The sequence below is a fragment of the Streptomyces sp. NPDC051218 genome, assembly GCF_044455475.1.
In the GTDB taxonomy this organism is placed as follows: domain Bacteria; phylum Actinomycetota; class Actinomycetes; order Streptomycetales; family Streptomycetaceae; genus Streptomyces.
The window spans coordinates 576,932-588,921 of sequence record NZ_JBITEU010000002.1; the positions used below are offsets into that span (position 1 = coordinate 576,932).

13 protein-coding genes are annotated in these 11,990 nt (G+C 69.5%); 9 read left to right on the top strand and 4 right to left on the bottom strand.

From position 1 onward, the window contains the following. The first annotated feature begins 22 nt into the window (after positions 1-22). On the top strand, positions 23-574 hold the full coding sequence (locus ACIBCK_RS09000; protein WP_399388166.1) for a DinB family protein: 552 nt from the start codon (positions 23-25) through the stop codon (positions 572-574). Between the two features lie 48 nt (positions 575-622). Here ACIBCK_RS09000 and ACIBCK_RS09005 read toward each other — a convergent pair whose 3' ends face one another. After that, on the bottom strand, positions 623-1,276 hold the full coding sequence (locus ACIBCK_RS09005; RefSeq protein ID WP_399388169.1) for a TetR/AcrR family transcriptional regulator: 654 nt from the start codon (positions 1,274-1,276) through the stop codon (positions 623-625). Positions 1,277-1,418: 142 nt separating this feature from the next. Between ACIBCK_RS09005 and ACIBCK_RS09010 the strand changes: the two genes are divergently transcribed. From ACIBCK_RS09010 to ACIBCK_RS09020, 3 genes are all read left to right on the top strand, one after another. Next, positions 1,419-1,979 (top strand): NAD(P)H-dependent oxidoreductase, encoded by a 561-nt coding sequence (locus ACIBCK_RS09010; protein WP_399388171.1) that lies wholly within the window; start codon positions 1,419-1,421, stop codon positions 1,977-1,979. A gap of 316 nt (positions 1,980-2,295) precedes the next feature. Continuing rightward, a complete protein-coding gene (locus ACIBCK_RS09015; RefSeq protein ID WP_399388174.1) occupies positions 2,296-3,615 on the top strand; it encodes an MFS transporter in 1,320 nt (439 codons plus the stop codon). 9 nt (positions 3,616-3,624) lie between these two features. Beyond that, complete coding sequence (locus ACIBCK_RS09020) at positions 3,625-4,092, top strand: SRPBCC domain-containing protein (RefSeq protein ID WP_399388176.1); 468 nt, start codon at positions 3,625-3,627, stop codon at positions 4,090-4,092. A gap of 5 nt (positions 4,093-4,097) precedes the next feature. Here the strand turns inward: ACIBCK_RS09020 and ACIBCK_RS09025 are convergent, their stop codons facing one another. Beyond that, positions 4,098-4,787: a YoaK family protein gene (locus tag ACIBCK_RS09025; RefSeq protein WP_399388178.1), complete on the bottom strand. Its 690-nt coding sequence runs from the start codon at positions 4,785-4,787 to the stop codon at positions 4,098-4,100. Between the two features lie 133 nt (positions 4,788-4,920). Between ACIBCK_RS09025 and ACIBCK_RS09030 the strand changes: the two genes are divergently transcribed. Further along, the gene (locus tag ACIBCK_RS09030) at positions 4,921-5,238 is read left to right on the top strand and encodes a hypothetical protein (RefSeq protein ID WP_399388894.1); all 318 of its coding nucleotides are present in this window, start codon (positions 4,921-4,923) and stop codon (positions 5,236-5,238) included. Here the strand turns inward: ACIBCK_RS09030 and ACIBCK_RS09035 are convergent. Continuing rightward, the gene (locus ACIBCK_RS09035) at positions 5,235-6,539 is read right to left on the bottom strand and encodes an ROK family protein (protein ID WP_399388179.1); all 1,305 of its coding nucleotides are present in this window, start codon (positions 6,537-6,539) and stop codon (positions 5,235-5,237) included. The genes ACIBCK_RS09030 and ACIBCK_RS09035 overlap by 4 nt on opposite strands. Before the next feature lie 191 nt (positions 6,540-6,730). Here ACIBCK_RS09035 and ACIBCK_RS09040 point away from each other — a divergent pair, with 191 nt between their 5' ends. The 4 genes from ACIBCK_RS09040 to ACIBCK_RS09055 are packed head-to-tail and all read left to right on the top strand — an operon-like array spanning position 6,731 to position 11,352. Continuing rightward, complete coding sequence (locus tag ACIBCK_RS09040) at positions 6,731-8,050, top strand: ABC transporter substrate-binding protein (protein WP_399388181.1); 1,320 nt, start codon at positions 6,731-6,733, stop codon at positions 8,048-8,050. Between the two features lie 29 nt (positions 8,051-8,079). After that, on the top strand, positions 8,080-9,060 hold the full coding sequence (locus ACIBCK_RS09045; protein WP_399388896.1) for a carbohydrate ABC transporter permease: 981 nt from the start codon (positions 8,080-8,082) through the stop codon (positions 9,058-9,060). After that, a complete protein-coding gene (locus ACIBCK_RS09050) occupies positions 9,053-9,949 on the top strand; it encodes a carbohydrate ABC transporter permease (protein ID WP_399388183.1) in 897 nt (298 codons plus the stop codon). Before ACIBCK_RS09045 ends, ACIBCK_RS09050 begins: the two co-directional genes overlap by 8 nt. A 38-nt stretch (positions 9,950-9,987) precedes the next feature. Continuing rightward, positions 9,988-11,352, top strand: a complete 1,365-nt coding sequence (locus ACIBCK_RS09055) for a GH1 family beta-glucosidase (protein ID WP_399388184.1) — start codon at positions 9,988-9,990, stop codon at positions 11,350-11,352. 83 nt (positions 11,353-11,435) lie between these two features. Here the strand turns inward: ACIBCK_RS09055 and ACIBCK_RS09060 are convergent, their stop codons facing one another. Beyond that, positions 11,436-11,882, bottom strand: a complete 447-nt coding sequence (locus ACIBCK_RS09060; RefSeq protein WP_399388186.1) for an SPW repeat protein — start codon at positions 11,880-11,882, stop codon at positions 11,436-11,438. Positions 11,883-11,990 lie beyond the last annotated feature (108 nt).

Sequence of the window (11,990 nt, forward strand, 5' to 3'; positions counted from 1 at the left end):
ACGGGCAGGGTTGGATGAGGTCATGACCGGTGGACGCAGGCGCGCGGAACTGTTCGTCGAAGAGGAGCGGGACGGCCGGCTCGCCGCGCGCACGACAGGCGACGAGCGGCTCATGCTCGTGGACTTCCTCGCGGCGCAGCGCACCACACTGGAACTGAAGTGCACAGGCCTGGACGCCGAGTTGGCCCAGCGGTCCGTCGCGCCCTCCACCCTCTCGCTGCTCGGCCTCGTCCGGCATCTGGCCGATGTGGAGCGCCGCTGGTTCCGTCGCGTGCTGGCAGGTGAGGAGGCCCCGCCCCTCTACGGCTCGGACTCGGACCCGGACCATGACTTCGACGGCGCGGTGCCCGAACCGGCCGTCATCGCCGCCGCGTGGCAGGCGTGGCGCACCGAGGTGGCGTTCGCCGACCGCTTCGTCGCCGACGCGCCCGGCCTCGACATGGAGGGCGACGACGGGTGGCGCGGAACGGTGTCGCTGCGCTGGGTGCTCATCCACATGATCGAGGAGTACGCCCGCCACAACGGCCACGCCGACCTGCTCCGCGAGCGGATAGACGGCGCGATCGGCGTATAGCGGCAGGCGCGGCACCGGCGTGCCCTCGGCCGGGCGAGGTGGCCGCGGCTATGGCCCAGGCACCAGCCGGTCGACGAGGTCGTGCCACCCCGCCTCCACGCGGTCGAGGGGTATCCCGCGTTCGGTGGTCAGGTGGTGGACGAGGACGCTGTCGACGGAGCCGAGCAGGGTGTGGGCGAGCAGCTCGGCGTCCCCCGCCACGCCTGCCTGGCGCAGCAGCATCGTGACGTGCGTGAGGCGCAGCCGGTTCGCCGGGACGCCGTAGGTGCGCAGCGGGTCGGTCCGTGAGGACAGGATCAGCTCGTGGTGGTCGCGTTCGTGGCGGATGAGGGCAGGCCCGAACGCGTGCAGGCGCTCAAGGGGCGGCGCGTCGGGGCCGAGCGGGGCAGGACCGGACAGGAAGGCGGCCTGGAGCTGCTGCTCGCGGTGGTCGAGCAGGGCGACGAGCAGCCCGGTGCGGTCGCCGAAGCGCCGGAAGACGGTTCCCTTGCCGACTCCGGCCGCCGCTGCGACCGCGTCCATGGTCAGCTGCGCGGCTCCGCACCCCGCCATCAGCTGCGAGGCCGCCTCCAGCAGACGCGTGCGATTGCGCGCCGCGTCGGCCCTGAGCGAGGGCGGTTCGCCGACCGGGGTCAGCTCGAGCTCAGCCGCCCCGCCCGGGGCGTCGGGCGAGGGGAGGGGCGGGGGAACGGAGCCGGTCATGGAATCCAGCGTAGCGCCTAGACCAGCGAAGTGGACCGCGGTCCGGATAGGTGGTACAACTTTAAACGGACCTCGGTCCGCTTGATATCGCCCCTCCCGCACATGTTCCATGTTCCGTCCGCACGTCTTCAGGAGATCCGCCATGTCTGTACGCATCCTCGCCCTCGTCGGCAGCCTCCGCGCCGGCTCCCACAACCGTCAGCTCGCCGAGGCCGCCGTGAAGCACGCGCCCGCGGGTGCGGACATCGAGGTGTTCGAGGGCCTTGCGGACCTGCCCTTCTACAACGAGGACATCGACGTCGAGGGCAGCGTCCCGGCCGCGGCGCTCCGTCTGCGTGAGGTGGCCGGCGGCAGTGACGCGTTCCTCCTCTTCTCGCCGGAGTACAACGGCACCATGCCGGCGGTCCTGAAGAACGCGATCGACTGGCTGTCCAGGCCCTTCGGCGCCGGTGCGATCTCCGGCAAGCCGGTCGCCGTCGTCGGCACCGCCTTCGGCCAGTACGGCGGCGTGTGGGCGCAGGACGAGGCCCGCAAGGCCGCCGGCCTCGCCGGTGGCGTCGTCGTCGAGGAGGCCAAGCTGTCCATCCCCGCCTCCCTGACGCGCTTCGCCGAGACGCACCCGGCCGACGACACCGAGGTGGTCACGGCCCTCACCGAGATCGTCACCCGCCTCTCGGAGAAGGCCACGCTCGCCGCGGCCTGAGTCCCTCGGGGCCGGGGGCGCAGCGGGGCCGGACCAGGTCGCACCCTTGCGGAAAGGTGACGGCGGCTTCCGGCACGTGCTCCGGTAGTACGTCGGGCCGCCCGGGTGAGGGTGGAGCCGCACCGCCTCCTTCTTGAAGGGGGTGGCGCTGTCGCGGCCCCGTGGTCGAGGATGGCCGATACAGCGTGATCTCCCAGGAGTTGGAATGCCCGGTCACTGAAGCGCGCGTTGACTCGTAGGCCGCCATCGGCCCGTCAATCGCGTGCTGCCCACGAGTTGCGGCACGGCGAAACCTTCGCTGCCCCGAGGGACCCCTGTGCCGTTCACCTCCCGTCCTGTTCCCGCGCGTCCTGCTTCGAGCCTGTGGCGGGACGCCGACTTCCGCGGACTCTGGCTGGGGCAGACCGCCTCACAGCTCGGGGCGCAGGCAAGCCAAGTGACTGTGCCGCTCATCGCCGTGGTGGCACTCGGCGTCGGAGCCGGCCAGCTCGGCGCCCTGCGCGCGGTGGAGCAGGCGCCGATCCTGCTCTTCTCGCTCTTCGCGGGCGCGTGGGTGGACCGTCGGCGCGCTCGCGACGTGATGGTCCTCGCGGACCTCGGGCGCGCCCTTGCGCTTGGCGCAGTTCCCCTCGCGTACCTGCTCGGGCTGCTCGGGATGCCCGCGCTGCTCGTGGCCGCCTTCGTCGTCGGCGTACTCAGCGTGTTCTTCGATGTGGCCTACCAGGCTTCGCTGGTACGGCTGTTGCACCGCGACCGGCTGCAGGCGGGCAACAGTGCGCTCGAAGGCAGCAGATCCGCGGCCCAGATCGGTGGGCCCGCGCTCGGCGGGGCGATGGTGTCGCTGTTCTCCGCGCCCATCGCCACCGCCGTCGGCGCGTTCTTCTTCGCGGCATCCTTCCTGTCGATCCGGCGCATCCGCCGACGCGAGGCGCTGCCCGAGCGCGCGGGGCGGGCCGCGCCGGGCGAGCGGCCTCCGGGCGTCCGGCGCGAGATACACGAAGGCCTGCGCTTCGTCGTCACCCATGCGTCGTTGCGAGCGGTGGGTGTCGCCTCGGCCCTCTTCCAGTTCTCGTTCGCGGCGGTGATGACCGTCTACCTGCTCTTCCTGCCACGCGAACTGCACCTGTCCGGCATGGCGGTCGGCCTTGCGCTCGCCGCCATGGGGCCGGGCGCGGTGGCGGGGTCACTGCTCGCGGCGCGGCTGCCGCAGAGGTTCGGCTACGGCAGGGTGGTCGTGGCCTCAGCGGTCCTCGCCGACGGCGTAATGCTCCTCGTGCCCGCCCTGCACGGATCCGGGGTCGTCACCATCGCCTCGCTCATGGCGATCAACTTCGTGTTCGGCGTCTTCGGCCAGTTGGTCAACGTCACGCTCATGGCCGTACGGCAGGCCATCACACCCGTTCCGATGCAGGGGCGCGTCGTCGCGACCATCAACTTCGCCGGCATGGGCCTGATGCCCGTCGGATCGCTGCTCGGCGGTGTGCTGGCCGGTGCGTGGGGGCTGCGCGCGAGTCTGCTCCTGACCGCCGTCTGTCTGGCGCTCTCCCCGCTGTTCATGGCCCTTTCCCCACTGGCACGCCTCGGCGACCGGCTTCCGGAGGAGAGTGAGGTCCCGCGCGGACGGTCGGCATCCTAGATTGGGCCCATGTACTCGACACAGGTGTCAGGGCACGTGAACGCCCCGCGCGCGGCCGTCTACCAGGCACTTCTCGACGCGGACGCCATCGCGCGCTGGCGTGTCCCGGACGGCATGAGCAGTCATGTGCACACCTTTGATGCCCGCGAGGGCGGTCGGTTCCGCGTATCGCTCACTTACGACGGACAGGCGGGCACCGGCAAGTCGGCCTCGCACACCGACACGTACCACGGCCACTTCGCGAAGCTCGTACCGAACGAGCAGGTGGTCGAGGTGCTCGCCTTCGAGACCGAGGATCCCGAGCTCAGCGGCACGATGACGATGACGACCACGCTCACCGACGGGGGAGCGGACGGCGGAACCGACGTCCTGATCGTGCACGAAGGCATCCCCGACAGCGTGCCCGCCGCCGACAACGAGACGGGGACGCGCATGGCGCTGGCGCATCTCGCCCGGCTCGTCGAGTCGGCGCGGTAGGCGGCTCAGCGCGCACGCGACTCGGCCGCATCCCGCAGCGAGGCCGTCAGGGCCACGAGGGCCAGCAGGAGGAGCGCCGGCGCCAGCGCGGCGGCCGTCCCGTGGTGCAGCTGAAGGAACCCGCCCGCGAGCGCCCCGGCGAACATCGACGCGACGGCCGCGAACCTGCGCGTGAAGGCGGGGAACGGCCGGTCGGATGCCAGGCCCGTCAGGGTCATGGTGAGGACGGTGGTGGTCAGATCCGGTACGGCGAGGTTGCGGACCACGGCGTTCTGCAGCCCCATGCCGAGAGCGAGCAGCACGATCAGGACGTGCCGTGCCTCGACTACGAGGCCGAGCACCAGGGCGGCCGTCACCAGCACGGCGTGCGCCGCGACGAGGAGCGCGAACAGCCGCAGTGGCCGCGCGATCCGCGGCGTGAGCCGGCCACCCGCCCACGCGCCTGCGACGAACGCGCCGACCGCGAGGAGCGAGGCGGTCGCGGACAGCTGCACGTCGCCCGCGAGCGCGAAACCCAGGAAGACGACATTGCCGGTCATGTTGGCGACGAAGACACGATCGAGGCCGAGATAGCTGACGGCGTCGACGAGTCCCGTGGCGAACGTCAACACGACGAGGAGCGGGGGCAGCACGCCGTGATGGCCCTCGACGTCGGGAAAGAGGCGGGCGGCGGCCCGGTCGAGCAATGAGTTCATACCGCTTCTTCGGCAGACACGGGCCACCGCCCGACCCACCCGCGCCCTCCGCCCACCCTCACCTCACCGCACCCCTCCCCAGGCCCGGCGCACATCGCCGCGAACGTCTTCACGCACCGCCCAGCGGTCGCCCATCAAGAGCCCGGAGTTCGCCGCCCTGTGGGCCGGTCATCAGGTGCACCCCTGCGACTTCGCCCGCTACGAGATGCTCCACCCTCTCGTCGGTACCCTCACCGTCACTCAGCAGAGCCTGCACCTTCCCCAGGCGGAGGGCCAGCACTTGGTGCTCGCCGTGACGGAGCCCGGCTCGCCGTCTAGGGAAGCAGTGACCCTCCTCCAACAGGCCACGACCACCGATGGCCGCGATCGCCCGGAAGCCGACCATCTGGAAGCCGACCACCCGGAGGCCGGCCGCCCAAGCCGCGCCCTTGGCCGAGAAGTGCTCCTCTAGGACGGCTGGCGCCCCTCCAACGCGGTCTGCCAGCCCGGGAGTTCCGCCACCCGCACCGGAGCCGCGCGCCGCCCTCCCCGGGCGAAGAAGTCGGCCAGCGGCAGTGTCGCGGCGCCGACCGTCACCGCGTCCGGGCCCAGGCGGCCGAGGTCGATGGTGACGCGCCCCGCGGGGTAGGAGAGGGCGTACGTCGGGATGTAGCGCTTCACCGCGGTCAGGAAGCGCTGGCCGAGCTGGAGCCCGGCCCAGCCGCCGACGAGGATCCGCTCCGGCTGGAAGAGGTTGATCAGGTCGGCGAGGCCCGCGCCCAGGTACTCGGCGGTCTCCTCCAGCACGGCCAGGGCCGTCGGATCTGCCGCGCTGTCGCCCTTCGGGTAGGCGGCGTCGAGCATGGCGGTGAGCGTTCTCTCCTCGTCCGTGCCTCTGGGCGGGTGGCCGCCCGCCTCCTGCCACCGTTCGAGCAGCGCCTCCGCACCCGCGTACGCCTCCAGGCACCCGAGCCCACCACACCGGCATCGTCTGCCCTGCACCCGCACCGTGAGGTGACCCCACTCGACGGCGCGGCCCTGCTCCACGTCCTCGGTGACGACGCACGCGCCGACACCCGAGCCGAACAGGACCACCACCGCGTTGCGTGTCCCGCGCCCCGCGCCGAACCACATCTCCGCCTGGCCCAGCGTCTTGGCGCCGTTGTCGATGAAGTATGGGACGGAGTCGGGGAGTTGAGTGGACCCCCGGCCCGCCTCCCGCAGCAGTGATTCCAGCGGCACCGCGTCCCAGCCTATGGTCTGCCCGTGCACGACGGCACCGAGTTCGCCGTCGCGCGCGACGATTCCGGGCACGCCGATACCGACGCCGAGGAGCCCCTCCTCCGTGACGCCCGCCGCGTCGAGCACTTCGCCGATGCCGTCGCGGATGTGCTCCGCGATACCGCCGACGTCATGGCCCTTCAGGGTCAACGGGCGCTCGGCCCTGGCGAGTTCGGACAGGGAGAGGTCGAAGAGTTCGACGCGTACGCGGGTCTCGCCGACGTCCACGCCGATCAGCTGACCGCGGCCGGGCGCCACCCGCAGCAGCGTACGCGGGCGTCCGCCGTCGGACTCCACGCTGCCCGCCTCCTCCACCCACCCCTCCGTCACCAGCTCGGCCACGACATTGCTGATGGAACCTGAACTCAGCCCGGTGGCGGGCCCGAGCGTGAAGCGGCTCATCGGTCCTTCGAAGTACAGCCGCTGCAGAACGGCGGCGCGGTTCTCCCGCCGCAGGTCGTGCACCGTACGCCCGTTGCGCTGCCCTGCCATGTGGTTCCTTCCGGCCTGCTCTGCCTCGAAGTTGGTTCTGTGTGACCCCTTGACGGTATCTTCCCTGCCGGTTTAACTCACGTCCTAAATTAAGTCATGAGGGCATTCAAGAGTTGAACGCGGCGCTGCTCGACCCGGCGCTGGGCCAGCCATCCTCCCCATGACTCCCTCCGGAAGGGACACCTGGAGCCATGCGCAGATTCCGAGCCGCCGCCGTCGGCGCCGCCACTCTCTCGCTCGCCCTCACCGCGTCCGCCTGCGGCGGCGGTTCGACGTCGGGGGGCGGCGGATCCAACGATTCGCCGAAGACGCTGACCTACTGGGCGTCGAACCAAGGCCCCAACGTCGAGGCGGACAAGAAGATCCTCAAGCCCGAACTCGCCAAGTTCGAGAAGCAGACGGGGATCAAGGTCAAGCTCGAAGTCATCCCGTGGTCGGAGCTGCTCAACCGGATCCTGACCGCGACGACCTCGGGCCAGGGCCCCGACGTCCTGAACATCGGCAACACCTGGAGCGCGTCGCTCCAGGCCAGCGGCGCCCTGCTGCCCTGGGACGAGAAGAACTTCGACAAGATCGGTGGCAAGGACCGCTTCGTGGAGTCCGCGCTCGGCTCGGCCGGCGCACCGGACAAGGACCCGGCAGCCGTGCCGCTGTACTCCATGGCGTACGCCCTCTACTACAACAAAAAGATGTTCGACGAGGCTGGCATAGACAAGCCGCCCGCCACCTGGGACGAGCTGGTCGAGGACGGCAAGAAGATCTCCAAGGGCGGCAAGTGGGCCCTGGGTGCCGAGGGGGCGAACCTCTCCAACAACATCCACCAGGTCTTCGCCCTCGGCAAGCAGCACGGCGCCGACTTCTTCACCGCGGACGGCAAGGCGGACTTCACGTCGGACGGCGCGGTCGCTGCCGTCAAGCAGTACGTCGACATGATGGCGAAGGACAAGATCATCGCCCCGGGCAACGCGGAGTACGCGCAGAACCAGTCCCTGAGCGACTTCGCCAAGGACAAAACGGCGATGGTGCTGTGGCAGGCCGCCGCCACCACCTTCAAGTCGCAGGGCATGAGCGACGACGAGTGGGGCGTGGCGCCCGTGCCGGTCGACTCCGGCGCTCCGGGCGCGGGCAAGGCCACCAACTCGATGGTCGCCGGCATCAACATGGCCGTCTTCAAGAACACCAAGAACATCGACGGCTCACTGAAGTTCGTGAAGTTCATGACCAGCGACGCGGAACAGAAGATCCTGTGCAAGTCCTACGGATCCGTGCCGCCCGTCAAGGCGGCGCAGGAGGACGCAGCCTTCGACCGCCCCGAGCTGAAGGTTCTGCGCGACACCCTCGCCAAGAGCGCCGCGCCGCTGCCCCAGGTGCCCAACGAGTCGCAGTTCGAGACCGCGGTCGGCACCGCCGTCAAGAACCTCTTCGCGAACGCCGCGGACGGCCGTGAGGTCACCACCGCGTCGGTGAAGGCCGAACTGGTCAAGGCTCAGCAGCAGATGTCCTCGCAGTGAGCGACACGACCGTGACCGGGACCACGACCATCGTGCACAGTGCGAAGGAGCCGTCCGCGACCGCCCCGGAGACGGAGCGCGGCCCGCGCCGCCGTCCCGGACGGCTCCGCCGCATCGGCCTGCCGTACCTCCTGCTGCTGCCGGCCCTCCTGCTCGAACTCCTCGTCCATCTGCTGCCGATCGTCATCGGCATCACGATGAGCTTCAAGGAGCTCACCCAGTTCTTCATCCGCGACTGGGGCGCCGCGCCTTGGTCCGGCCTGGACAACTACGAGATCGCGGTCGACTTCGACGCACCGGTGGGCGAGGCGCTGCTGCACTCGTTCCTCGTCACCTGCGCGTTCACAGTGCTCTCGGTGGGCCTGTGCTGGCTGATCGGGACGACCGCCGCGATCTATCTGCAGGAGACGTTCAAGGGGAGGGGCTTCCTCAGGGCGCTCTTCCTCGTTCCGTACGCACTGCCCGTCTACGCCGCGGTGATCACCTGGGGCTTCATGTTCCAGCGTGACAACGGCCTCATCAACCACGTGCTGCACGACCAGTTGGGCCTCACCGACAGCGCGCCGTTCTGGCTCATCGGCGACAACAGCTTCGTCGCGCTGCTCACCGTGTCGGTGTGGAAGGGCTGGCCGTTCGCCTTCCTCATCATGATGGCGGGGCTGCAGAACATCCCGAGAGAGATGTACGAGGCGGCCGCGCTCGACGGCGCGGGCATGTGGCAGCAGATCCGCCGCATCACACTGCCGTCCCTGCGCTCCGTCAACCAGGTCCTCGTGCTCGTCCTGTTCCTGTGGACGTTCAACGACTTCAACACGCCGTACGTCCTGTTCGGCAGGTCGGCGCCCGAGGCCGCGGACCTGGTCTCGATCCACATCTACCAGTCCTCGTTCGTCACCTGGAACTTCGGCACCGGCTCCGCCATGTCCGTCCTGCTGCTGCTGTTCCTGCTCGCCGTGACGGGCGTCTATCTGTGGGTCACTTCGCGCGAGAGGAAGTCCGCTCATGTCTAGCGTCCGCACGGCCGCGCCGCCCCGCGGGGCCGCGAAGCCCCGGTCGCCGATGGCGGCGCCCCGCTCGTTCCTGTGGTCACGGCGGATCTTCCTGACGCTGCTCACGGGCTTCGTACTCCTCCCCGTGTTCGTGATGGTCTCCAGCTCGCTCAAGCCCCTCGAGGACGTGTCGGGCAAGTTCCGCTGGATGCCGAGCGGGCTCACGATCCGCCCGTACATCGACATCTGGAAGACCGTTCCGCTGGCGAAGTACTTCTTGAACTCGCTGATCGTGGCGGGCGCGGCCACCGTCTGCTCGGTGGTGATCGCCGTCTTCGCCGCCTACGCCGTCAGCCGCTACCAGTTCCGCGGCAAGCGCGTCTTCACGGTGACGGTCCTGTCCACGCAGATGTTCCCCGGCATCCTGTTCCTGCTGCCGCTGTTCCTGATGTACGTCAACATCGGCAACGCCACGGGGATCGCCCTGTTCGGCTCCCGGGGCGGGCTGATCCTCACGTATCTGACCTTCTCGCTGCCGTTCTCGATCTGGATGCTGATCGGGTACTTCGACTCGGTGCCGCGCGATCTGGACGAGGCGGCGCTCGTCGACGGCTGTGGGCCGATCGGCGCGCTCTTCAAGGTCGTCGTGCCCGCCGCGATCCCCGGCATCGTCGCGGTCGCCGTCTACGCGTTCATGACCGCGTGGGGGGAAGTGCTCTTCGCCTCCGTGATGACGAACGACGCCACCCGCACTCTCGCCATCGGTCTGCAGGGCTACTCCACCCAGAACGACGTCTACTGGAACCAGATCATGGCCGCGTCACTGGTCGTGAGCATTCCCGTGGTGGCGGGCTTCCTCCTGCTCCAGCGCTATCTGGTCGCCGGCCTCACCGCCGGAGCCGTCAAGTGACCCACTCCCCTGTCACCACCCCGTCTGAGAGGACGTCTGTGTCCGAGCTCATCGACCTTGCCGCACTGCCGAACGACTTCGCGTGGGGGACGGCCACATCGGCGTACCAGATCGAGGGCGCCGTCTCCGAGGACGGCCGTTCCCCCTCGATCTGGGACACCTTCTCGCACACCCCCGGAAAGATCGACAACGCCGATCACGGTGACGTGGCCTGCGACCACTACCACCGCTGGCGCGAGGACATCGCGTTGATGAAGCAACTGGGCACCAACGCCTACCGGTTGTCCCTCGCCTGGCCGCGCGTCGTACCGGGTGGTGACGGGCCGGCCAACGCCAAGGGCCTCGACTTCTACGACCAGTTGATCGACGGCCTGCTCGACGCGGGCATCACGCCGTCGGTGACCCTCTACCACTGGGACCTGCCACAGGTGCTCCAGGACCGCGGTGGCTGGCCCGAGCGGGAGACGGCCGAGCACTTCGCGGCGTACGCGTCCATCGCCGCCGAGCGCTTCGGCGACCGCGTCACGCAGTGGGCGACGCTGAACGAACCCCTCTGCTCGGCGTGGATCGGCCACCTCGAAGGCCGCATGGCGCCGGGCCTGACCGACCTGAACGCCGCCGTGCGTGCCTCGTACCACCTGCTGCTCGGGCACGGGCTCGCCACCCAGGCCATCCGCGCCGCGGCGCCCGGCGCGCAGATCGGCATCGTCAACAACCTCTCCACGGTCGAGCCCGCGAGCGACCGCCCCGAGGACGTAGCCGCCGCCCGCCGCGTGGACGGCCACACCAACCGCTGGTGGCTCGACCCGGTGCACGGCCGCGACTTCCCAGCCGACATGCTGGAGGTCTACGGGGTCGAACTCCCGGAGCGCGCGGGTGACTTGGCGACCATCGCGCAGCCGCTCGACTGGCTGGGCCTGAACTACTACTTCCCGGCTGTCGTCTCCGACGACCCCGCGGGGCCAGCTCCCTACGCCCACCAGGTGCGCCGCGAAGGCGTGCCCCGCACCGGCATGGACTGGGAGATCGACGCGAGCGGCATCGAGACGCTCCTGCTGCGCCTGACGAACGAATACGGCGCGCGCAAGCTGTACGTCACCGAGAACGGCTCGTCCTACCCCGACGTCGTACGCCCCGACGGCACGATCGACGACCCGGAGCGCACCGACTACCTCGTCCGGCATCTCGCCGCCTGCGCGAGCGCCGCCCGCAAGGGAGCGCCGCTGGCCGGGTACTACGCGTGGTCCCTGCTCGACAACTTCGAGTGGGCCTATGGCTACGACAAGCGTTTCGGCCTGGTCCACGTCGACTACGAGACGCAGCGACGCACCGTCAAGGGCAGCGGTCTGCGCTATGCCGACATCATCCGTGGCCATCGTGGGCGCGTGAGCCGCGCCGCCTGACGCGCTCGCACGACCGAAACGGCGGCTCCCGGCTCTCCGCCGATCCGGGGGCCGCCGCGCTGGTGTGGCTCCGTCTTCCCGTGTCAGGTCGAGGTCGCCTTTCGGCCCTCCTTCGCCGATGCGCCGATGCACACGAGGCCCAACAGGAGAGTGAGGCCGCCGATGATGATGTTGGTCAGGATGACGCCCATGTCAGGGCTCGAACCGACGACCCACGGCGACACGATCATCCACACGCCCATGGCGCACATGGCCCAGCTCAGGCCGTACATCCTGGCAGGCGCGACGGTGAACCCGAGGCCCAGCAGGCCGATCGCGATGCCCATGATGAGGTTGTGCGTCGTGAGGACTGGCTGGCTGGTGGCGAAGTGCACCACCCACGGGGAGATGGCACAGAAGAGGCCCGTGAGGAACACGGGCCCGTCCACGAGTGCCACATCTTTTCCACCGAGTACGCGGGCATACCGATCCCGCATTTCGGATACGTCAGGGTGAGCGGCTATGTCTCCCCTGTGTGAGACGTCGGCCATGAGACTCGTCTCCTCTGTTTGATACAGGCCTGATGACCTCGCGCGGCGGAATGTCGCACGTATCCATTCTGCGCTTATTTTTTCTTTATGTGTAGTCGTGGGCGATTC